19 protein-coding genes are annotated in these 22,894 nt (G+C 61.7%); 14 read left to right on the top strand and 5 right to left on the bottom strand.

What is annotated here, in order from left to right:
* Window positions 1-6: 6 nt before the first annotated feature.
* The 4 genes from gyrB to dnaA form a co-directional block, all read right to left on the bottom strand.
* Window positions 7-2,490 carry a DNA topoisomerase (ATP-hydrolyzing) subunit B gene (gyrB, locus tag QT386_RS19630; RefSeq protein WP_289275452.1) on the bottom strand — a complete coding sequence of 828 codons (2,484 nt, stop codon included), beginning with the start codon at window positions 2,488-2,490 and terminating at the stop codon, window positions 7-9.
* A 73-nt stretch (window positions 2,491-2,563) separates the two neighbouring features.
* Window positions 2,564-3,646 (bottom strand): DNA replication/repair protein RecF, encoded by a 1,083-nt coding sequence (locus QT386_RS19625; RefSeq protein ID WP_289275451.1) that lies wholly within the window; start codon window positions 3,644-3,646, stop codon window positions 2,564-2,566.
* Between the two features lie 7 nt (window positions 3,647-3,653).
* The gene (gene dnaN, locus QT386_RS19620) at window positions 3,654-4,754 is read right to left on the bottom strand and encodes a DNA polymerase III subunit beta (RefSeq protein ID WP_289275450.1); all 1,101 of its coding nucleotides are present in this window, start codon (window positions 4,752-4,754) and stop codon (window positions 3,654-3,656) included.
* Window positions 4,755-5,029: 275 nt separating this feature from the next.
* A complete protein-coding gene (gene dnaA / locus QT386_RS19615) occupies window positions 5,030-6,394 on the bottom strand; it encodes a chromosomal replication initiator protein DnaA (protein ID WP_289275449.1) in 1,365 nt (454 codons plus the stop codon).
* Between the two features lie 169 nt (window positions 6,395-6,563).
* Here dnaA and rpmH point away from each other — a divergent pair, with 169 nt between their 5' ends.
* From rpmH to QT386_RS19560, 11 genes are all read left to right on the top strand, one after another.
* Complete coding sequence (rpmH, locus tag QT386_RS19610; RefSeq protein WP_289275448.1) at window positions 6,564-6,704, top strand: 50S ribosomal protein L34; 141 nt, start codon at window positions 6,564-6,566, stop codon at window positions 6,702-6,704.
* Between the two features lie 10 nt (window positions 6,705-6,714).
* Window positions 6,715-7,083, top strand: coding sequence for a ribonuclease P protein component (gene rnpA, locus QT386_RS19605; RefSeq protein WP_289275447.1), 369 nt, complete (start codon window positions 6,715-6,717; stop codon window positions 7,081-7,083).
* Window positions 7,059-7,316 (top strand): membrane protein insertion efficiency factor YidD, encoded by a 258-nt coding sequence (yidD, locus tag QT386_RS19600; protein WP_289275446.1) that lies wholly within the window; start codon window positions 7,059-7,061, stop codon window positions 7,314-7,316. Before rnpA ends, yidD begins: the two co-directional genes overlap by 25 nt.
* A gap of 5 nt (window positions 7,317-7,321) precedes the next feature.
* Window positions 7,322-9,022 (top strand): membrane protein insertase YidC, encoded by a 1,701-nt coding sequence (gene yidC, locus QT386_RS19595; RefSeq protein ID WP_289275445.1) that lies wholly within the window; start codon window positions 7,322-7,324, stop codon window positions 9,020-9,022.
* A gap of 92 nt (window positions 9,023-9,114) precedes the next feature.
* On the top strand, window positions 9,115-10,464 hold the full coding sequence (gene mnmE, locus QT386_RS19590; protein ID WP_289275444.1) for a tRNA uridine-5-carboxymethylaminomethyl(34) synthesis GTPase MnmE: 1,350 nt from the start codon (window positions 9,115-9,117) through the stop codon (window positions 10,462-10,464).
* Window positions 10,465-10,679: 215 nt separating this feature from the next.
* A complete protein-coding gene (locus QT386_RS19585; RefSeq protein WP_289275443.1) occupies window positions 10,680-11,993 on the top strand; it encodes a tyrosine-type recombinase/integrase in 1,314 nt (437 codons plus the stop codon).
* Window positions 11,994-12,061: 68 nt separating this feature from the next.
* Window positions 12,062-16,999 (top strand): DEAD/DEAH box helicase, encoded by a 4,938-nt coding sequence (locus QT386_RS19580; RefSeq protein ID WP_367401468.1) that lies wholly within the window; start codon window positions 12,062-12,064, stop codon window positions 16,997-16,999.
* Between the two features lie 12 nt (window positions 17,000-17,011).
* Window positions 17,012-17,905, top strand: a complete 894-nt coding sequence (locus tag QT386_RS19575; protein WP_289275441.1) for a hypothetical protein — start codon at window positions 17,012-17,014, stop codon at window positions 17,903-17,905.
* Between the two features lie 79 nt (window positions 17,906-17,984).
* The gene (locus QT386_RS19570; protein WP_289275440.1) at window positions 17,985-18,218 is read left to right on the top strand and encodes an AlpA family transcriptional regulator; all 234 of its coding nucleotides are present in this window, start codon (window positions 17,985-17,987) and stop codon (window positions 18,216-18,218) included.
* A gap of 310 nt (window positions 18,219-18,528) precedes the next feature.
* Entirely contained in the window at window positions 18,529-20,145 is a 1,617-nt protein-coding gene (locus QT386_RS19565; RefSeq protein WP_289275439.1) for a hypothetical protein, read from the top strand.
* A gap of 16 nt (window positions 20,146-20,161) precedes the next feature.
* The gene (locus tag QT386_RS19560; protein WP_289275438.1) at window positions 20,162-20,725 is read left to right on the top strand and encodes a hypothetical protein; all 564 of its coding nucleotides are present in this window, start codon (window positions 20,162-20,164) and stop codon (window positions 20,723-20,725) included.
* An 11-nt stretch (window positions 20,726-20,736) separates the two neighbouring features.
* Here QT386_RS19560 and QT386_RS19555 read toward each other — a convergent pair whose 3' ends face one another.
* Window positions 20,737-21,090, bottom strand: coding sequence for a helix-turn-helix domain-containing protein (locus QT386_RS19555; RefSeq protein WP_289275437.1), 354 nt, complete (start codon window positions 21,088-21,090; stop codon window positions 20,737-20,739).
* 110 nt (window positions 21,091-21,200) lie between these two features.
* On the opposite strand from QT386_RS19555, the gene QT386_RS19550 reads away from it, so the two are divergent.
* The 3 genes from QT386_RS19550 to QT386_RS19540 all read left to right on the top strand — a co-directional run bounded on the left by QT386_RS19550 (window position 21,201) and on the right by QT386_RS19540 (window position 22,891).
* Window positions 21,201-21,641 carry a hypothetical protein gene (locus QT386_RS19550; protein WP_289275436.1) on the top strand — a complete coding sequence of 147 codons (441 nt, stop codon included), beginning with the start codon at window positions 21,201-21,203 and terminating at the stop codon, window positions 21,639-21,641.
* Window positions 21,642-21,874: 233 nt separating this feature from the next.
* Window positions 21,875-22,258 (top strand): hypothetical protein, encoded by a 384-nt coding sequence (locus QT386_RS19545; protein WP_289275435.1) that lies wholly within the window; start codon window positions 21,875-21,877, stop codon window positions 22,256-22,258.
* Window positions 22,259-22,471: 213 nt separating this feature from the next.
* A complete protein-coding gene (locus tag QT386_RS19540; RefSeq protein ID WP_289275434.1) occupies window positions 22,472-22,891 on the top strand; it encodes a hypothetical protein in 420 nt (139 codons plus the stop codon).
* Window positions 22,892-22,894: the final 3 nt, after the last annotated feature.

Raw genomic sequence — 22,894 nt, 5'->3', positions numbered from 1 at the left:
GCGCGTTTACAGATCCAGGTTGCTGACCAGCAGGGCGTTCTTCTCGATGAAGTCGCGGCGCGGCTCCACCTGCTCACCCATCAGCGTGGTGAAGATCTGGTCCGCCGCGACGGCGTCCTCGATGTTCACGCGCACTAGGCGACGGTTGGCCTTGTTCAGCGTGGTCTCCCACAGCTGCTCGGGGTTCATCTCGCCCAGGCCCTTGTAGCGCTGGATGCCCAGGCCACGGCGGGCTTCACTGAGCAGCCAGTTGAAGACGTCGTCGATGCTCGACACGGCCACCGGCTGGCGCTCGCCGCGCTTCACCTGCGCACCGGCGCCGATCAGGCTGGCGGTGGTCTCGCGCAGCGCGGCGATGCGGCGGTAGTCGGCACCGGCGAAGAAGTCGTGGTTGAAGCTGAAGATCTGGGTGTTGCCGTGGAAGCGGCGCGAGACTTCCAGCAGTGGACCCTCGGCGCCCATCTGCGGCGTGACCGAGAAGCTGCCGACCAGGCCACCTTCGTTCAGGGCCAGGAAGAAGCGCTCGGCCCAGCCGCGCAACTCGTTCTCGTCGCTGGGCGGCACCGGCGCCAGGCGCGCCAGGGTCTGCAGCACGTGGTGGTCGTAGCGGCGGCCCAGGCGCTCGATGCTGCCCTGCACCGCGGCGTACTCGCGCACCAGGCGCTCCAGCTCGGCCGTCGGCAGTGCCGGCTGGCCCTCGGCCGGGATCAGCTGCGCGTCGTTTAGCGCGGTAGCGATCAGCCAGTCGTTGAGGGCGTGGTCGTCCTTCACGTAGGTCTCGTGCTTGCCGGCCTTCACCTTGTACAGCGGCGGCTGCGCGATATAGATGTGGCCGCGTTCCACCAGCGTGAACATGTGCCGGTAGAAGAAGGTCAGCAGCAGCGTGCGGATGTGCGAGCCGTCCACGTCCGCGTCAGTCATGATGATGATGCGGTGGTAGCGCAGCTTCTCGGGCTTGAACTCGTCCTTGCCGATGCCGCAGCCCAGCGCCGTGATCAGCGTGGCCACTTCCTGGGAAGACAGCATCTTCTCCAGGCGCGCGCGCTCCACGTTCAGGATCTTGCCCTTCAACGGCAGGATCGCCTGGAACTGCCGATCGCGGCCCTGCTTGGCGGAGCCGCCTGCGGAGTCACCCTCGACCAGGAACAGTTCGGACTTGGTCGGGTCCTTCTCCTGGCAGTCCGCCAGCTTGCCGGGCAGGCCCATGCCGTCGAGCACGCCCTTGCGGCGCGTCATGTCGCGGGCCTTGCGCGCGGCCTCGCGGGCGCGGGCGGCTTCCACGATCTTGGCGACGATGATCTTGGCCTCGTTCGGGTTCTCCAGCAGGAAGTTGGCGAGCTTCTCGGTCACCACTTCTTCCACGGCTGGACGGGCCTCGGAGGACACCAACTTCATCTTGGTCTGCGAAGCGAACTTGGGGTCCGGCATCTTCACGGACAGTACGCAGGCCAGGCCTTCGCGCATGTCGTCACCGGTGATGTCGACCTTTTCCTTCTTGGCGACGCCGGATTCCTCGATGTGCTTGTTGATCACGCGGGTCATCGCCGCGCGCAGGCCGGTCAGGTGGGTGCCACCGTCGGATTGCGGGATGTTGTTGGTGTAGCACAGCACCTGTTCTTGGTAGCTGTCGTTCCACTGCATCGCCACTTCCACGGTGATCTCGACCGGGCCGCCGGTGCTGCCGGAGACCATGGCTGCGCCGCTGGCGTAGAACACTTTCTGGCTCAGCGGCGTCTTGGCGCGGTTGATGTACTCGACGAAGCCCTTCACGCCACCGGAGAAGGCAAAGTTCTCCTCCTGGCCGCTGCGCTCGTCGATCAGGCGGATCTTCACGCCGTTGTTGAGGAAGGACAGCTCGCGCAGGCGCTTGGCCAGGATGTCGTAGTGCCACTCGATCTTGCCGAAGATTTCCTCGTCGGCCAGGAAGTGCACTTCGGTGCCGCGGCCTTCGGCCGGGCCCAGGATCTTGAGCGGGGAGACCTCCACGCCGTTCTGCACTTCCACCAGGCGGTTCTGTGGAACACCGCGGGCGAACTCCAGGAAGTGCTTCTGGCCATCGCGGCGGATGGTCAGGGTCATCTTGCTGGACAGGGCATTGACGCAGGACACGCCTACGCCGTGCAGGCCACCGGAGACCTTGTAGCTGTTCTGGTTGAACTTGCCGCCAGCATGCAGCACGCACATCACGATCTCGGCGGCGGTGCGCTTGGGCTCGTGCTTGTCGTCGAACTTGATACCCACGGGGATGCCGCGGCCGTTGTCCGAGACGCTGATGGAGTTGTCGGAATGGATCGTGACGACGATGTCGTCGCAGTGGCCTGCGAGCGCTTCGTCCACAGAGTTATCCACTACCTCGAACACCATGTGGTGCAGGCCTGTACCGTCGGAGGTATCGCCGATATACATGCCGGGGCGCTTGCGCACGGCCTCCAGGCCTTCGAGCTGCTGGATGCTGGATTCGTCGTATTCGTTGTTCGGCGGAACAGTCATGGATTCGACCTGTAGGACAGCTGTCATTTTAGCATTTTCAGGGGGTTCGGCCTGACCCGACCCCAGGGAGACCCTAGAGAGATATGGCCTTGCAGCGGCCATGTTCCACGTGGAACACCGCTCCTTCCCCGATGTTTTCCAGCACGCCTGCAGGGGCAAAGCTGGTGATGAAGAGTTGCCCGGGGTATTCCCGGAGCGTCTGGAACAGGCGCTTCTGGTAGTCCTCGCCGAGCTCCGATCCAAAATCATCCACAAGCAGGATGGGGGCGGTTCCGGTGGTCTCCCGGATCAGCTCGCACTGGCTCAACAGCAGGGCGGCGATCAGCTGCTTCTGCTGCCCGCGGCTGACCAGGGTCTTGGTCTGGCGCTGGAACAGGCGCAGGCGCAGCTCGGCCCGCTGGGGTCCGTCCTGGGTCATGCCCTGCTGGCGATCCCGGCCCAGGTGAGCATCCAGGACCTGGCGCAGCCCCTGCCCCGCGGTCCAGCCAGCCTGCAGGTCCAGGGACCAGTCGTCGGTATCCAGCAAGCGGGGCACCAGGCGATCCATGTAGGGACGCAGGGCTTCGAGCTGGGCCAGGCGGTAGGCATGGACCTGTTCCCCGGATTGGGCCAATTCCGCAGTCCAGGGCTCCAGTTCCCGCTCGGATGCCCGCTGGCGCAGAGCCAGGTTGCGCTGCCTCAGGGCCCGACTGTAACGTCTCCAGGCCGGATGAAAGCCTTGTTCCACGTGGAACACACCCCAATCCAGGAATCCGCGCCGATAGGCGGGGCCGTCCTGCAATAACTTATGCAGGCCTGGTTCAAGGATTTGCACAGGATATTCACGGAGTAGCTCCAGGCGGCTACTCGCCTGCCCTGCCCGCTTCTGCGTCAACTCGCCCTGCGCCCAGGCCGCGTCCACCACCACGGCCGGCATCGTCTCCTCGCCCTGGTAGCGGCCGCGCAGCCGCCAGTGCTTGCCGGCGGGCCCTGCCCCATCCTGCAGGCTGCTGCCGCGGAAGGATCGCCCACGGCTGAGGACATGGACCAGTTCCAGCAGCGTGGTCTTGCCCGCTGCATTGTCCCCATAAACGAAATTGAGCCTGCGGTGGAACCGCAGGCTCAAGGTTTCGAACACCCGGAAGTTTTCCGCCCCGAGTTGGGCGAGATACGTCATGCGCCGCTTAGAGCCGCATCGGCATCACGACGTACTTGCTGGAGGTGTCGTCCGCCGCGTGGATCAGGCCGCTGGAATCCGAGTTCTTCAGCTCCATCACGAACTGCTCCCCGCTCAGGGCACCCAGCGCGTCCAGCAGGTAGTTCACGTTGAAGCCGATCTCCAGGGCGCTGCCCTCGTAGCTGACTTCCAGATCTTCCTCGGCCTCTTCGTGCTCGGGGTTGTGCGTCTGCAGGACCAGCTTGGTGCCGTCCAGTGCCAGGCGCACGCCGCGGAACTTCTCGTTGGACAGGATCGCGGTACGGGCCAGGGCGCGCTTCACCAGCTCGCGGTCGGCCTGCAGCTTCTTGTCGCCGGAATCCGGGATCACGCGCTCGTAGTCCGGGAAGCGGCCATCGATCAGCTTGGAGGTCATGCGGACCACGTCCACATCGACCTGAATCTGGCCAGCGCCGATCTTCAGGGTCACCGGCTCGTCGCTGGGATCCAGCAGGCGGGTCAGTTCCATGACGGCCTTGCGCGGCACGATGACCTGAAGGTTGTCCTTGAAGCCGGTGTCCAGGCCGGCCTCGCTCATGGCCAGGCGGTGGCCGTCGGTGGCTACGCAGCGCACGCGCTTGGCGGTGACTTCCAGTAGCAGACCGTTGAGGTAGTAGCGGACGTCCTGCTGGGCCATGGCGAACTGCGTGCGCTCGATCAGCGTGCGCATGGCGCGGCGCGGGATCGTCAGCTCACGGCCTTCGGCCAGGCGGCCCATGGCCGGGAATTCGTCTGCCTTCAGGCAGGACAGCGAGTAGCGGCTGCGGCCGGACTTGAGCGTGGCCTTGTCGCCGGACACGTCCAGCGAGATCTCGGCGCCTTCGGGCAGACCACGGCAGATGTCGAAGAGCTTGCGGGCCGGCAGGGTGGCACGGCCGGGTGCGAGGTTCTGCACGCGGGCTCGGGCTTCCAGCTCTATCTCCAGGTCGGTACCGGTGACGATCAGCTCGTCCTCGCGGGTCTCCATCAGGAAGTTGGAGAGCACCGGCAAGGTCTGGCGACGTTCGACTACGCCGATGACCGCAGAGAGTGCTGCGAGCAGCTCGTTTCTCCCCACTTGGAGTTTCATGACATCACCTTATTAATATGTAGATTGATTAATGATGTAAAAACAATAACAACAAGGACCGCATGCCGCTGGTGATAACTTTCGATTAATGCTTATACATCAATCGCTTGAAGCCTGTTTCCGGGACTGGACAGGCCGGCTGCCAGCCTTCGGATGAACTGTGGATAAACCTTGAGCTTAATTTATCCACAGCTTCTTGCAAGCGTTTTCCGAAGCTTTGCCATGCACTCCGTCCACAGCTTGTTATTCCTTATATATGCCCTGCCCCGCTGGCCTCAGAAACCGAGCTGGCGCTGCAGGTTCTCGTAGTCCTCGCGGATCTTCAGGTCCTGCTCGCGCAGCTCGGCCACCTTGCGGCAGGCGTGCAGGACGGTGGTGTGGTCCTTGCCGAAAGACTCGCCGATCTCCGGCAGGCTGTGCTGGGTCAGCTCCTTGGCCAGGGCCATCGCGATCTGGCGCGGACGCGCCAGCGTGCGGGTGCGGCGCGGCGAGCTCAGGTCCGACACGCGGATGTTGTAGTAGTCCGCCACCTTGCGCTTGATGTTCTCGATGGTCACCTGGCGCTCGTAGGCGGCCAGCATGTCCTTGAGCGTGGTGCGGGCAAACTCGATGGTCAGCGGCTCGCCGCGGAAGCGGGCGCTGGCGGCCAGGCGGTGCAACGCGCCTTCCAGGTCACGCACGCTGGAGCGTACGCGCTGGGCCACGAACATGGCGACGTCGTCCGGCAGCTTGAGGTCGTGGCTGGCTTCGGCCTTGGTCTGCAGGATCGCGATGCGGGTTTCCAGGTCCGGCGTTTCCACCGCCACGGACAGGCCCCAGGTGAAGCGCGACTTCAGGCGCTCGTCGATGCCGTCCACGTCCTTGGGATAGCGGTCGCAGGTCAGCACGATCTGCTTGCGGCTGTCGATCAGGGAGTTGAACGCGTGGAAGAACTCTTCCTGCGTCTTTTCCTTGTAGGCGAAGAACTGGATGTCGTCGATCAGCAGGGCGTCGACCGAGCGGTAGTACGACTTGATGTCGTCCCAGCGGCCGTGGCGCACGCCGGTGACGTACTGGCTCATCCACTGCTCGGCGAACAGGTAGGCCACGCGGGCCTGCGGATTGCGCCGCTGGATCTCGTTGCCGATGGAGTGCATCAGGTGGGTCTTGCCCAACCCGGTCGGCCCGTAGATCAGCAGGGGGTTGTAGGCACCGCCCGGGGACTCGCCGACGTACTGGGCCGCGGCCCGCGCCTGGGAGTTGGACTTGCCCTCGATGAAGTTGGCGAAAGTGAAGCGCGAGTCCAGCTTGGGTGCATTGCCCATCGGCGGCTCGTCCGGGAGGACCGTCGCCACGACGGGCTCCGGGCCGGCGGCCGGGGTGCTGGGCGGGCCGGCCGGGGCACGGGCCTCGGCGCTGCCCACGGCCAGCTCCACCTCCGGCAGGGTCTCGCCGGAGCTGGCGCGCACCGCGCGCCGGATGGTGCCCAGGAAGTCCTGGCGTACGCGATCCAGCACAATACGGTTGGGCGCCAGCAGCAGCAGCCGCTCGCGCGAGGCGATGGGATGCAGCGGCCGGATCCAGGTCGCGATGTCCTTGTCGGGCAGTTCGGCCTCGAGCCAGCGCACGCACTGCGTCCAAAGTTCTTCCGAAGAGTGCATCTCGCTTCTAATAATTAGTATGAGGGCGTCTGTCGCGCCGGGCAGGCAGTCTACCCGTTCGGGGGTGACTTATCCACAGCCCCGGAGCGCCCGGCGGCTTGCCCTGTGAGCCCGGCAAGGGATAGAATCCGCGCCCTTTTGCATCAACACACGTTTTCAGGGTGATGTCATGGCAACCAAGCGTACTTACCAGCCGAAGAACACGCGTCGCGCCCGCACGCACGGCTTCCGCGCCCGCATGGCGACCGTTGGTGGCCGCAAGGTCATCTCGCGCCGCCGCGCCAAGGGCCGCAAGCGTCTGATCCCGTAAGGATCGGTTCGTGACGGCGCGCTTTCCGCGGCGCGCCCGCCTGCAGAAGCCCGGCGAGTTCAAGGCGGCTTTTGAGCGCGGCAGCCGCCTTAACGAGAAGTGGCTGACCGCGCTAGTCGTTTCCAGCGGGGACTCCTCGGAGTCCCGGCTGGGACTGGCAGTACCCAAGAAGGCGGTACCGCGTGCGGTGGACCGCAACCGCATCAAGCGCCAGATCCGTGAAAGCTTCCGGACCCGGCGTTCCGCCTTTCCGGCCATGGACGTGGTGATCCTGGCCCGCGGCGGCTGTCTGCAGGCCACGCCCGAACAGCTCAGCGATATCCTCGACCGGCTCTGGACCCGAGCGGCTGCCAAATGCGCACCCTCAGCCTCTTCCTGATCCGCTGCTACCAGCTCTTCATCAGCCCGCTGCTGGGGCCGCGTTGCCGTTTTTACCCCAGCTGCTCCCACTACACCGCTGAATCGATCCGCCGCCATGGCTTTTGGCGCGGCGGGTGGATAGGCTTACGCCGCCTCGTGCGCTGCCACCCCCTGAATCCCGGTGGCTACGATCCCGTTCCCGAACACCTAGGGCCGACACCGCAGAAGTCCTGCGGCTGCCCGCACCACTGACCGCCATGGAAAACCGCCGTTTCATCCTGATCGCTCTGCTGGGCGTCGTGCTGTTCTTCATCTACCAGGCCTGGCAAAAGGACTACGGCGTCAAGCCGCTGCCGCAGGCACCGGCCGCCACGGCCGCCGCCGCCAGCGCCAACGCGATCGACGACATTCCCACCGCACCGCCGGCCACGGTCACGGACCCCGTCACGGGTGCGGCTGTCCCCGCCCCTGCCGGCGCGGTGACCTCCGGTCCGGCGCGCCGCATCCGCGTGGAGACGGATCTCTACATCGCCGAGATTTCCACCGAGGGCGCCGAGCTGCGCCGCGTGGAGCTGAAGGGCTACCCGGTCCACAAGGACCAGAAGGAGCAGAACTTCGCGCTGCTGGATGACAGCAATGGCCGCTACTACGTGCTGCAGAGCGGCCTGGCCGGCAGCAAGGAGCCGCTGGTCACGCACAAGACGATGTACACGGCGGCGCAGAACGACTACCGCCTGGTGGAAGGCTCCGACCATCTCGACGTGGTGCTGACCACGCAGCAGAACGGCCTCAGCGCCACCAAGACCTATCGGTTCAAGCGCGGCAGCTATCAGATCGAGCTGCAGCAGGCGCTGACCAACAGCGGCGCCGCGGCGCTGGACGCCAGCCCCTACGTGCGCATCGCGCGTACCGACTACAAGAGCGGTGACGAGCCGCCCTTCGCGGCCACCTTCACCGGCGTGGGCCTCTATGAGCAGAAGGAAGCGGGCGGCGACAGCTACCGCTTCGCCAAGACCAAGCTCGAGAAGCTGGCCAAGGAGCCGGTGGACAAGCACCAGAATGGCGGCTGGATCGCCATGCTGCAGCATTACTTCGTCACCGCCATCCTGCCGCCCCCGGGCGAAGCCCTGACGCTCAGCGCCAAGCCGTCGCCGCAGCACGGCTACGTGGCTCAGTACGTCGGCGCCACGCAGAAGCTGGAGCCGGGCGCGCAGGCCACGTTCAACACAGGCCTGTACATCGGCCCCAAGCTGCAGGACAGCATCGGCACCCATGCCAAGGGCCTGGAGCTGACGGTGGACTACGGCATCCTCACGCCGATCTCCGAGCCGCTGTTCTGGCTGCTGGAGAAGCTGCACAAGTTCACCGGCAACTGGGGCTGGGCCATCATCCTGCTGACCATCCTGGTCAAGGGCGTGATGTACAAGCTGTCGGAAGCGCAGTACCGCTCGATGGCCAAGATGAAGAAGTTCGCGCCCAAGCTGCAGGACATCAAGGAGCGCTACGGCGACGACCGCGAGCGCCAGCAGAAGGCGATGATGGACCTCTACAAGAAGGAGGGCTTCAACCCGCTGGCCGGCTGCTGGCCGCTGCTGGTGCAGTTCCCGGTGTTCATCGCGCTGTACTGGGTGCTGCTGGAGTCCGTGGAGCTGCGCCAGGCCTCGTGGGTGCTGTGGCTCAACGACCTGACCGCGCCGGATCCCTACTTCGTGCTGCCGGTGCTGTTCGGCATCACCATGTTCGTGCAGCAGAAGCTCAGCGGCAACACGGCGATGGACCCGATGCAGCAGCGCATCATGAGCGTGATGCCGATCGGCATGGCCGCCTTCTTCGCCTTCTTCCAGTCGGGCCTGGTGCTCTACTGGGTGACCTCGAACCTGATCGGCATCGCGCAGCAGTGGTTCATCACGCGCAAGCTGGAGCGCGAGGAAAGCGCCAAGGCGCTGGCCAAGAAGTAGCAAGCAAGCCTCGCGGGGTTTGACGAAACACAGGGGGAGCGGCGCGAGCCGCTCCCTTCTTCGTTGGCGCGGGGCAAGCTAAGCTGCCGCGCATGAGCGCCGTCACCGACACCATCGCCGCCATCGCCACCGCACCCGGGCGCGGCGGCGTCGGCATCCTGCGGATCTCCGGGCCGGCGGCGCAGGCCATCGCCTCCGCCATCGCCGGACCCTTGCCGCCGCCGCGCCAGGCCGGCCTGCGCCCCTTCCGCGCCGCGGATGCGAGCACGCTGGACGAAGGCATCGTGCTGCGCTTTCCCGGCCCGCAGTCCTACACCGGCGAGGATGTGGTGGAGTTGCAGGGCCATGGCGGCCCGGTGGTGCTGGACCTGCTGCTGCGCCGCGCCTGCCAGCTCGGCGCGCGCGTGGCGCGCGCCGGTGAATTCTCCGAGCGGGCCTTCCTCAACGGGCGCATGGACCTGGCGCAGGCCGAGGCCGTGGCCGACCTGATCAATGCCGGCACCGCGCAGGCCGCGCGCGCCGCGCAGCGCTCGCTGGAAGGTGCGTTGTCCAAACAGGTGAGCGCGCTGGCCGAAGAGCTGGTGGCGCTGCGCGTGTTCGTGGAAGGCGCGCTGGATTTCTCCGACGAGGACGTGGACTGGCTGGGTGATGCACAGCTGCGCGGGCGCCTGGAAACATTGATCGCGAACCTCGACGCGCTGCTGGCCGGCGCCGCGCAGGGCCGGCGCCTGCGCGAGGGCCTGGTGGTGGCGCTGACGGGCCAGCCCAACGTCGGCAAGTCCACGCTGCTCAACCGCCTGGCCGGCGCCGAGGTGGCCATCGTCACGCCGGTGGCCGGCACCACGCGCGACGTGCTGCGCGAGAACCTGGACCTCGAGGGCCTGCCGGTGACGGTGGTGGACACCGCCGGCCTGCGCGACAGCGACGACATCGTGGAGCGCGAGGGCATCCGCCGCGCGCGCGCCGCGCTGGCCAGCGCCGAACTCGGCCTTTATCTGGTGGACGACCGTGGCGGTGCCGACGACACCGACCGGCAACTGCTGGCCAGCCTGCCCGAGGGCTTGCCGGTGTGGGTGCTGCACAACAAGTGCGATCTCAGCGGCCAAGCGCCCGAGATATTCGAGCGCGACGGCCGCCGGCACCTGCGCTTCAGCGCCGGCAGCGGCGCGGGCCTGGACCTGCTGCTCGCCGAGATCCGCCGCTTCGCCGGCGTCAGCAGCGGCGAGAGCGCCTTCTCCGCACGCAGCCGCCACGTGGATGCGCTGCGGCGCGCGCGCGCCCTGGCGGGCGACGCGCAGGCCCGCCTGCGCGAAGCCGCCCTGCCGGAACTCGCCGCCGAGGAACTGCGCCTGGCGCACGAGGCGCTGGGCGAGATCACCGGGTGCTTCACCACAGAGGACCTGCTGGGGCGGATATTTTCCAGTTTCTGCATCGGAAAGTAAAAGTCGTTCCTGGGGATGCCAGAGCGTTCCGATATCTTCATTTAACCCATCGACTTAAAAGGATATTCCGTCCAAATCGCGCTTGCGCGTGCCTAGCAAATCCGAGTAAAAGTGTGCCCATGGCCGTGCCCAGTAGCAGACTTCGGTGTGCCCAAATCTCACCGTAAGTCGATTTCTACTCCGTAGGTCATGGGAACATCATCATGGAGAACGCAATGGCGCTGGCAGACACAAAGCTCCGCAACCTCAAGCCGAAGGCTGAGCCCTACACCGTCGCTGATGGCGGAAGTCTGTTCGTGGAGGTCATGCCGGGGGGAACACTGGCTTGGCGGCTGCGGTACCGGCTCCTGGGGAAGCAAGAGAAGGTCACTCTGGGTGAATACCCCACTTGGTCCATCGCGGAGGCACGAGCCTGGCGCGAGGCAGCCAAGAGCCTGGCAAAGCGCGGGGTCTCTCCGATGGCTCTTGCCCAGGGGAATGCCATCCCAGGAGATATCCCGGTGGCTGTGCGCGAGCAAGCGCAGGAGTTCGTGAGCCGGTGGTGCGCCAAAGCCACGGCCAAGCTAAGGGCTGCGGAAGCCGCCAAGCTCAGCACCGACACGGTGGAGGCTTTTTCATGGCGGTGGTTCCAGGAGGTCGCCGAGCCGGCAAACAGCGATTGCAGGAACATCCGGCGGGTGCTTGAAAAAGACGTGATTCCCTCCATCGGGGCCAAGATGGTTGGGGAGGTCACTGTCACCGACATCCTGAACATCACAGACCGAATCAAGGCCCGCGGCTCTGACCAGATGGCACTGCAGACTCGAAACATCCTGAAGCGCTTGTTTGCCTACGGCATCGCCCGTCAGAAGACCCAGTTCAACCCAGCGGCGGCCATTGAGGCAAAGTACATTGCGGTAGCACGTAGCCGCGAGGTGGCGCTGACTCCGCCGGAGATCGGCCGTCTCTTGCGGGCCATCTACCAGTCCAACATGAACCGCGCATATAAGCTCGGTCTGCACCTACTCATGCTCTGCATGGTGCGAAAATCAGAGCTGATCGAGGCCCGGTGGGAGGAATTCGATTTCGACGCGCAGGAGTGGACAATCCCCTGGGAAAGAATGAAGAAAGATAAGGCCCACGTTGTTCCCCTGCCCCGGCAGGCCATCGCCATGCTTGAAGAGCTGAAGAAGCTGGCCTGTGGATCGGAATATGTCTTCCCCAGCCGTAACGACTCAAAGCGCCCGATCAGCAAGACCACGCTCAACTACGTGATTCGGTCGTTGGAGGCAGATGTGCAAGACTTCGTAATCCACGACTTCCGCCGGACGGCATCGACCCTCCTCAACGAGGCCAGCTTCAACTCCGACTGGATTGAGAAGTCGCTAGCCCATAAGACGGGGGGCGTTCGCGGTGTATACAACAAGGCCGAATGGAAAGAGCCACGGCGCGAAATGCTCCAGTGGTGGGCCGACTTCGTGGAGAGCCAGATCGAAGAAGGCCGAAAGGTGATTCTGGGACGCTTCGGTAAGGAAGCTCGCGCGGCCTAAAGCGACCGTAAAGCACGAATAGCTAAAGCCTGCTCAATGCAGGTGATTGGTACTGATAAGGGGAACCTGTGACTCCGTTGAACACACTGCTGGACTCATTCCGGCATAGCGCTGCTTCCGAACGTGAGAAGGGAAACTACTTCGAGCGGCTGGTGAAGGCGTATCTCATCAACGAACCCTTCTATGCGGACTTGTACGGCGGCCGCGTTTGGCTCTGGGAAGAATGGCGTGCTCAGGCAGCAAAGCGCGGGCTGGGCGACGTAGGTGCGGATGCCGGAATCGACCTCGTTGCTGAAACCAGCTCGGGCGAACTGCACGCCGTACAAGCAAAATTCTACGATGACGACGCAGTCCTGAGGTTGGATGACTTCGCGACCTTCTTCACCGCCTCCAGCAAGAAGCTGTATTCATATCGACTGATATTCCTGACTGCGACAAAGAGTAGCGGCCATTTGCGCAACGCCGTGCAAGATCAGCAGCCGCCAGTCAGTCTGGTGACGTTGCTCGATCTAGAGAATAGCCAAATCGACTGGTCCCGCTACCAGCAGCACGCAGCTCCGGTGCTAAAGCCGAAGAAGGCGTTGCGGCCACATCAGCAAAACGCCGTTGCAGATGTCCTCGGTGGCTTAGCCAAGGCGGATCGCGGCAAGCTAATCATGGCCTGTGGCACCGGCAAAACCTTCACTAGCCTCAAAGTTGCTGAACAACTTGCAGGGCCTGGCAAGCGTGTGCTTTTCCTGGTGCCGAGCCTTGCTTTGCTCTCACAGTCGCTGACAGAGTGGACGCAAGAGAGCACTACCCCACTGCATAGCTTCGCGGTGTGCTCGGATAGCGACGTTGGCAAAAAGCGAAAATCCGGTGACGACGATTTCCAGATGCTCAGCCACGAGCTGCAGTATCCGGCAACTACGGACGCTAGGCGCCTAGCGGACGCTGTAGCTAAACGGCACGACGCGCAGCACATGAGCGTGGTGTTCAGCACATACCACAGTATCGATGTCATTAGCGCTGCTCAGAAGCTAGGGTTGGCGAGCTTTGATCTCATCGTCTGCGATGAGGCGCATAGAACCACCGGCGCCACCTTCGAAAGCGAAGACGAGAGCAATTTTGTCAAAGTCCACGATGCAGCCGTGATCCGTGCCGCCAAACGGCTGTACATGACAGCCACGCCACGCATCTACGGTGATACGGCAAAAGCCAGCGCTGAAAGAGATAGTGTGGCGCTGTGTTCCATGGATGATGAGGCGCTATACGGAAAGGAACTGTACGTAATCACCTTCTCCGAGGCAGTCAGGCGCGGTTTGCTTGTGGATTACAAGGTCATCGTGTTGTCCGTGGAAGAGACACACGTTAATCGGCGCCTGCAGAACCTTCTTAAAGACGACAACAACCAGCTCAAGGTAGATGATGCTGCAAAGATCGTTGGCTGCTGGAAGGCACTTGCCAAGCAAGGATTAACCGAACGCCTCACCGACGACGGCACGCCAATGCACCGTGCGGTCGCTTTCTGTCAGGTTATCGAGGTACAGAAGGGCGCGAAGACGCATAAGGTTAGTTCCAAGAACATCGCGAGCATGTTCCAGGCGGTCGTAGAGGAATACCAGCGCACTGCCGAGGACGAAGAGATGGCAACGCTGGCGTGTGAGGCTGCGCATGTTGACGGCGGGATGAATGCCAGCGAGAAGGAAGCCAAGCTCGCATGGCTCAAAGAGAGTCCACCAGCGGACACGTGCCGCATTCTTAGCAACGTACGCTGCCTCTCCGAAGGAGTGGACGTGCCAGCGTTAGACGCCGTCCTGTTTCTTTCCCCGCGCAACTCTCAGGTAGATGTGGTCCAGTCAGTGGGCCGCGTAATGCGCAACGCTCCCGGTAAGAAGCGCGGCTACGTCGTACTGCCGGTGGTGATCCCCGCAGGAATGGAGCCTCATGAAGCGCTGAACGACAACAAGACCTATAGAGTGGTTTGGCAGGTTCTCCAGGCTCTGCGCTCACACGATGATCGCTTTGATGCCATGGTCAACAAGATGGAGTTGGTTGGCCCTAACGTCCAGAAGATGGAAGTCGTCGCCATCACTGACAAGATTCAGAAGAAGCAATCCAAGACTAGTGGTACCAAAGATAAAGATGCAGGACGCAACCAGTTCGGCATTGGTGCGGAACTCCCTCGCTCACCTGGAAAAGAAAGCCAAGGAGAGTTGCAGTTCGAGATCGGCGAGATCGAGCGAGCTATATACGCCAAGCTTGTCGACAAGGTTGGCAATCGCCACCACTGGGAGGATTGGGCCAACGACATTGCCAAGATCGCTCGGACACATATCGACCGTATTACCGCACTGCTAGAAGACCCCGCGAATTCACGAGAGAAAGAGGCGTTTGAAAAGTTTTCTACAGAGCTACGCGACGATCTAAACGACAGTATCAGCGATGCTGAGATCATAGAGATGCTGGCGCAGCATTTAATAACCAAACCCGTGTTTGACGCACTGTTTGAAGGCTACAGCTTCGCTAGCAATAACCCGATGAGTCAGGCCATGCAAGGCGTGTTGGATGCCTTGCAGGAACATCGTTTGGAAAAAGAAGCGGATACGCTGCAGTCTTTCTACGACAGCGTGAAGTTGCGCGCAGAAGGCATCGACAACGCAGAAGGCAAGCAAAAAATCGTCGTCGAACTGTACGATAAGTTCTTCCGTAATGCCTTTCCTCGCATGACAGATCGGCTGGGCATTGTGTATACCCCCGTCGAGGTAGTGGACTTCATCATCCACAGCGTGGCGCACATTCTTAAATCGGAGTTTGGGCAAACTCTTGGCAGCAAGGATGTCCACATTCTTGATCCGTTCACGGGAACGGGTACTTTCATCACACGACTACTTCAAAGCGGACTGGTCCAACCAAAGGAGCTTCCGCACAAGTACAAGCATGAAATCCACGCGAACGAAATAGTTCTTCTGGCGTACTACATCGCCGCCATTAACATCGAAGCGGTCTACCATGGAATTGTAGGCGGTGATTACCAGCCGTTCGAAGGTATATGCCTTACCGATACCTTCCAAATGTACGAAAAGGAAGACCTCGTAGACGCTCTATTGGTCGATAACAGCAAGCGCCGAAAGCGGCAGAAGAAGCTAGACATCCGCGTAATCCTTGGAAATCCTCCTTATTCTGTAGGGCAAGGAGACGCAAACGCGAACAATCAAAATGTCGCATACCCAGGGCTAGATCAACGAATCGAAGTTACGTATGCCGCGCGTTCGCAGATGACTTCAGTTCGAAATCTATACGACAGCTATATTCGCGCGATTCGCTGGGCAAGCGACCGCATCGGTGAAAGCGGCGTCATAGGCTTCGTAACAAACGCTGGCTTCTTAGATGCCAATGCTCAGGATGGCATGCGGCAATGTCTGGCAGAGGAGTTCAGTTCGATTTACGTATTCCACTTGCGGGGAAACCAACGTACGTCCGGAGAGGTATCTAGGAGAGAGGGAGGTAAGATTTTCGGGGGAGGTAGTCGCGCGCCCATCGCGATTTCTCTGCTAGTTAAAAACCCGGCTGCGTCACAGCGGGGGCAGATTTTCTTTCATGACATTGGAGACTACCTTAGTCGCGAAGAAAAGCTGGAGAAAATTCGGACGTACTCCAGCATTGCAGGAATTGCCGCTGTAAAAGGATGGCGAACGGTAACGCCGGACATCCATGGTGACTGGCTGAAGCAACGCGATAACAGTTTTGGCAGCTTCATTGCGCTGGGGGATAAGAAAGGTGATGGCCCCGCGATTTTTGAAAACTTCTCGCTGGGAATCGCGTCAGGTCGGGATGCGTGGTGCTATAACCCCTCCAAGCAGGCGGTTGCTACCAACCTCACACGCATGATTGCCTTCTTTAATTCGGAGGCAGAGAGATTTGACCACGCGTATGGCTCGCTGCCCAAGAAGGAGCGTGACGAGAAGTTGAATGGCTTCATAAACACAGACCCAACCCAGATCAGCTGGACCGTTAATCTAAAAGAAGACCTCGTAAGAAATCGACGCTACGAATTCGACTCGTCTTGTCTCACCAAGAGCCTCTACCGTCCATTCTGTAAGCAGTGGCTTTACTACAACCGCCGCTTTAACGAAAGGGTATATCAGATGCCGCGAATATTCCCTGATGCGGCTGTAGACAATAGAGCCATTATGGTTAAGCAGCGTTGGTCGGGAGAGGGACAGCTAGCCCTGATGGTGAATTGCCCACCGGAGCTGCAGATTGATGGTGGCGCACAGAACTTTCCACTGTATCTGTACGATGATGAACAAGGAGAGGCTGCTGATGATGTTGCCGTTCAACAGGCCCTCTTTGCCTCCAAGCCGCCGCCCCGTTCACGTAAGCGCCGCGATGCGATAACTGATGAAGGGCTTCAGCACTTCACGGCCGCATATTCAGGAGAGGCAATTAGCAAAGAAGACGTTTTCTACTATGTCTACGGCCTATTGCATTCACCAGACTATCGCGGGCGCTACGCAGACAACCTTGGCAAGGAACTCCCGCGCATTCCCCGCGTGAAAGCGTCTAGGGACTTCCGGACAATCGCCGACGCGGGTAGGTTGTTAGCTGACCTGCATCTCAACTATGAAACTGCGCCGATGTACCCCGGGGCAAAGATCGAGCATGGTGGCAAGCCATTGACTGACACGGACTTCCGGGTTGAGAAGATAAGGTATGGGAAGAGAGGAAAAGACAAAGACCTTACGACAATTCATTACAACAGCCGCATCACCATCACCGGCATTCCGCCCGAGGCTCAGGAGTACGTGGTCAACGGAAAGTCCGCACTTGATTGGGTCATCGAGCGACAGTGTGTTAAGCCCGAGCCTGACACTGGAATTATTCGGGACGCCAATGACTGGGCAGCCGAAACAATGGAGAACCCGCGCTATCCGCTGGAATTACTGCTGCGCGTGGTCACGATAAGTTTGGAGACGATGAAGATTGTGAAGGCACTCCCACCGTTGGGAGACCTCAACAGCTAACAGGGCGTTGGTATGAAGAAGAAGGCTCGTCAAAAGCTACCGTCCAAGAAGGTTGCGACAGCGGAACATCTGATGCGCGCAATCGAGGTGGCGGTGGAGAAGGCGCCGTTCATGGGCTTCTCTCCGTTTCAGACCTACTCGGATGCATCAAACAGATACCTGCTGAACGAGGCCGGGCGTCCTATTTATCGGAACCCCGAAAACTCAGATGCCGATGCGCTATGGCGGATCGGGCACGAAGCCTACCGATTGTTGGAGGTTAAGGATCGGCAGGATTTCCTCACACGATATGAGGAGTTTAAGCGCAGCATATCGATGTGGGAGAAGCTTGTTGTCGAAATGGCGGCGGACGGTCGAATTATAGACAAGGCTGGAATCGCCCTCTGCTCGAAGTCCCTGTCCTTGACCTACCGGACGGAGGCGGAAATCCTCGCCTACGTAGCTCAAATTCTGGACCAGTTCAGAGAGGCAGGCCTCGCCGATGTGATCGATGAACGCCGTGGAGAACACCTTCTGTTCGCGTGTTTACGAGAGATCGATAATGCAATTACCGGCATGGGCATTGATGGCCGTGGTGCCGTTGCGTCGGTTGTCTCGGCAGTCAACGCATTGGCAGATGCGCAGGCCGAGTTGAACGGTAGCCCTCAGTTTCAGAAGGTGCGGCGCAAGATGGCTTACGAGGCGGCCGTAGTGCGCCACCAGAAAGACCCCAAGGCTGCGGACAAGAAGTTTGTGTTTGAGTGCTATCGCGATTGGCGTGCCAATCCGTCTAGATACAAGAGCAAAGCAGAATTTGCCCGAGACATGCTGGAAAAGTGCCAGCACCTTAAAAGCCAGAAGAAGATCGAGGACTGGGTTCGCGAATGGGATGCTGCAGCCAAAAATGGAACCCTGCCGGCAGAGTGAGCATTCTGCCGGCTGAGATGTGGAGGCGGCTATAGTCGATGTATAGATTGGGTGTCGGCCATTCCACAAGGAGCCGACAATGCCTGAATCTCATCACCCCGAGCTAAAAATCCTGCGTCGCCGTGATCTGGAGGCGCGCCTGCGGCTCTCCCGCAGCACCATCTACGACAAGATCAACCCGAAGTCCAAGCGTTACGATTCAAGCTTCCCGAAGCCCATCCGCCTGACCGGCGGTGCCGTCGGGTGGCTGCAGCATGAGGTAGACGAGTATCTCTGCCGCCTGGTCAAGCAGAGCCGTGCCGGTGTGCCGTGATGTCGCCATCATCAATGCCGCCGCCAGCTCCGCGAAACGAGCCAGGCGCTCGCCGCCACCACCCTGACGCACGCGCGCCAAATTTCCGCAAGCTGTCAGACCGCATCGCGGCGAAGACCGAGAGCGCCGATTCGCTAAGCACCATCGAGGCGGGCCTGTACGCGGCGGAATGCCATACCTGCGCATTCTGGGAGCAGGGGCAGTGCCGCGCGTATCCACCGCGGGCCACCGCCGGCGGCATTGCCGTGTGGCCGCGCACGGCGGCGAACCAATGGTGTGGGGTGTGGGAGTCGAACTGGGGGGCCTACAAGTGACCCCTGTAGACCAGCAACAACCGGCGCAGGTGAGCAGCACCCCGGCGACCACCACCGAGGAAGGGATGCCGCGCCCGCAGGCCACGGTGCTAACAGAGATCGGACGACAGCATCATCTATTTCACGACCTGGGCGGCGACCCCTATGCTGCCCTACCCGCCGGAGACGGCAGGCTGGCGGTGAGTATCACGAGCGCGGCCTATCGTGAGCTTCTGGGGCGCGACTACTACAAGCTAACCAAGAGGGGGGCGAACCGCAACGCCGTGACCGACGCGGTTACCACCCTGGCAGCCACCGCCAAGTTCGACGGGCCGCAGGAGCCGGTATTCCTGCGTGTTGGCGAGGTGAGCCAGGGCATCGTCATCGACCTCGGCGATCAGTCCCATAGAGCCGTGGTGGTAACGCGAGATGGCTGGCAGGTCGTGTCTCAGGCGCCGGTTCACTTCCGGCGCAGCGGAAAACCCTCTGCCCTGCCCGTGCCGGTCGCGCCAAACGTCGCCTCGCTATGGCGCGTCCTAAATGTCGCGGAGCCAGACCGTCCCCTGGTCCTCGCCTGGCTGCTCGCGGCGCTGCGCCCCAAAGGCCCTTACCCCATCCTCCTGCTGGTGGGCGAGCAAGGCAGCGCCAAGAGCACCGCGGCGCGCATCCTGAAGTCCTTGGTTGATCCGTCTGCAGTACCGCTGCGCGGCGCAGTGAAAGATGAGCGCGACCTGCTCGTGGCCGCGCAGTCGAGCTGGGTGGTCGCCCTGGACAACCTATCCAAGGTAGACCCGGACCTCTCGGATGCGCTGTGCCGGCTTGCCAACGGCGGCGGTATGTCCTCGCGCAAGCTCTACACTGACAACGACGAGAACCTGATCGAGCTTCAGAGGCCGCTCATCCTGAACGGCATCGACGAACTGGCGGGGCGCCCGGACTTGGCCGAACGGTGCATCCAGATCGAACTACCCGTCATCCCCGCCCACGAGCGGCGCACCGAAGCTGCGGTCATGGAGGAATTCCGCGCCTCTGGCCCATCCATCTTCGCCGCCCTTCTGGACGGCCTGGCACACGCCATCCGCGACAAGGAGACGATCAAGCCACACAACCTGCCGCGGATGGCCGACTTCGCGGTATGGGCCTCCGCCGGAATGCCGGCCCTAGGGTACTCAGCCGACACCTTCATGGACGCCTACATGACCAAGAACGCCCGCGCCATCGAGGACGGCCTGGGAACCTCCGCGCTGGCCCGCGCCATCCGCCGGTTCATAGGCTCACGCGGATACTGGGAAGGCAGCACGCTGGAATTGCTCCGCCTGCTGGAGGGACAGGCCGGCGTGGATGAGCGCAGCCTGCCGGGCTGGCCGCAGTCGCCGAAAGGCCTCACCAATGCCCTGCGGCGCCTGGGACCCTCGCTACGCCACGTAGGCATCACCTTCGACTACGGCCGTACCAGTCAGCAGCGCCTGATCTGGCTTCGCCAAGAAGCCCCAGCCCCGTGCATGATGGCCGGACAAGCGTCACAAGCGTCACAAGCGTCATCGGTCACCCCTCAAGCCACTCCTGATGACGCTATGACACTTGTGACAGATGCCCGCACGCATTGCACGTCCTCCTCCACCCACGTGCCTTGAAGGTCAGGCTAGCCAAATGATTTCGGTTGCCAGAGGCCAACCACGCGGCATCATCAACGAGGTGCGGTGCCTCGACGTGCGCGTGCTCAGCAAGGGTGGCTGGCTGGTGCCGGGGGTGCTTTCCACATGGTCATGGTCGGGTACGCCCAAGGTCTCCATGTTGATCTCCGCCACCACCGACCACGTCAAGGTGGATTCAATCCCCGGTGACAAGTCACGCGCCGTTCAACAGGTTATCGATTTGGACCGCACGGCTTGCCATCTTGGCGGTCATCGTCCGTGGTTCATCTGCCCGAGCTTCTGGTGCAGGCGCCGTACGGCCAAGCTTTATCTGGGGGACAGCTTCAGGTGCCGGCGCTGCCTGCGCCTGGCGTATCCCAGCACCAGAGAGAACGCGACCTATCGTGCGCTGAGGCGCGTGCAGAAGGTGCGAGCACGGCTCGGGGGAAGCCGGAGCCTCGCTGAGCCCTTTCCACCGAAACCCCGGTGGATGCGGTGGGAAACCTACTTTCGACTGCAGGAAAAGGCCGAGCTGGCTGCCGCCGTTTACTACAGGGGCCTGGCGAATTACTTCGTCTAGATAGGCGCCGCTTACCTGCTCCGCAGGAACCCGCACTGCATCTTCACCAGCTCCACGATGAAATCCCGATCCTTGGGAGACAGCTTCACCAGCATCTCGGTGATGACGGTCGCCTGGTCCTTTGGAAGCGACGAGCTATGCCCCACCAGCTCCGCCAGGGAAACCCCGAGTGCGTCTGACACGTTCTCCAGCTTTTCCAAGGAGGGGAGCGCTGTTCCGCGCTCAAGCCGGCTTACGGTCTCCGGCTCTACGCCGATAGCTTCGGCCAAGGCGAGCTGGGTGATTCCCCGCTGCCGTCGTAGCTCTTTAACGCGGCTGCCGACGCGCACGGCCAGGGCTTCGTTCTGACGCTTTTGCTTTGACATCCGACTGGTCCCAGGAGTAGGACCAAAGAGTCGTCTCTAGACAGCTTATGTCAAAGGACATAATCTGGTGATAATAGACCTTTTATGTCTTATATCGGACGACGGTCCCCATGCTCCTTGGTCCCTACTCAGTCGGTGAAATCCTTCTCTTCCTAATCCCGAACATCGGGGTCACCGTCGTCATCTGGCACACCACCGGAAAGGAAGGAAGGCCCAAGCAGGGCATGCAACTGATCGCCGGATGGGCGCTTCTGGTCTTCGCCGTGCTGAGCCATCCCTCGATCCAGTACCGCCTGGCCCTGTCTCGGGTGCCTAGCTCCGCGGAGTTTGAAATCGAGGCTCGCTCAGATTGCTGGCGCCTCATCAACGGCTACAACGACTCGCCAGCAGCCAACAACTGCGCGGTGGCGATCTACAGCGAGAACATCAAGAAGGTGTGGTTCAGCGACACGGATGGCGGCCGGCGGTGGCTCACCTCCAGGCCGTGGACCTGGCTCTTGCTGATCGCCTCCATTGGAATCTTCGCCCACGCATGGAAAGAGCGTGAGTAAGTCCCCGGCCGGCAGCACGAAGGCAGAGCCGGCGTCCAACTCCACTACGGATCAGCGGGTGCCCGGCACTCGGTTGCCGCAGGCGCCGCGCCGTGAGGACTACGCGGACGATGAGACGTTCGAGGAGTTTCTGGGTTGGTGGAGACACAGCGTAGCGCGAATTCTCACGGCTACCAGTCGTTGCCGTGATTCACACGTTGCATCAGGACAAGAGCAGACACCGAGAGGGAAAGATGAAGCAAGCAGCTAAAGCGTGCGGACTAGCAATACTCATGCTGGTGGGCGGTTGTACCGGCCACCGCTTCGTCGCGACGGGCGTGACCCAGGCGCAGTATCCCGCCAAGCCCAAAAACTGTGGCGCCAAGGTGCTATTGCGCCCGCCCGAGGGCATCCGATACACAGAGCTGGGCATCTGCATGGCAAAGGCCCCTGGCGGCGGGATGATCTCAGACAACACCCCGGACGCCATCGAGGAGCTGCAGCGGTGTGCCTGCCTTCAGGGTGGAGACGGGATCATTCTTGGCAGCGCGAACGAGGCTGGCGTAATGCCTGCCTTTGGTGGTTACTCCCAGCAGGTTGCGAAGGCGCAGGGCGTAGTTGTTGTATTTGAACGATGACTCGCGGTGCCGCCTCCCCGAGCCTCGGACTACTTTGGATAGATGCTCTACTAGCCAGCGGAAGATTCCGCACCGCTGCACCTGGCGGGTGCTGCTCGTGATTGGCTAGCGACAGAGTGAAGTGTTCTACTGTTCTGCCTCGTTGGAGGCGGGCTCCCAAAATCAGGGCGGCGCCAATCCGATGCGAGAGAGATTAGGCAGACAGGGGGACGCATGCGGCAGATCAGTTTCGACGTTGACTCCGAGCGCGACTATGAAGCGGAGGCTCTAACCAACCATCAGATGGGGATTCCGGGCGATCCCAACTTGGAGGCCCTGTGGTTGGGCATGGGCATTTTCCTGGGATCGCTTATCTTGCTCATTATGACGGACAAGGCTCTTCTGCTTATGGGAAGCGTCTTCTTGGCCGAGGACTGCGACTACACCAGCGTATCCTTTCTTTGGAGCCTGATGGGGGCCGGAATCCAATGGTGGCGGTCAAACCGCCAAGTGAACGCTTGGCGTCACCAGTTCGATTTAAACATCAAACTGCTGGCTGGGCGGCGCGAGAGGATGCAGTTACCCAAGCTATTTTCAGTTTCATTTCCAAGGCATCGAGGAGCTTCCGATCCTCGCCCTTATCAGGGACCATGAGAA

This window comes from Solimonas sp. SE-A11 (assembly GCF_030345715.1).
In the GTDB taxonomy this organism is placed as follows: domain Bacteria; phylum Pseudomonadota; class Gammaproteobacteria; order Nevskiales; family Nevskiaceae; genus Solimonas_A.
Note: the sequence above shows the minus strand (reverse complement) of the source record. Positions and strands in the feature narration are given on the sequence as shown.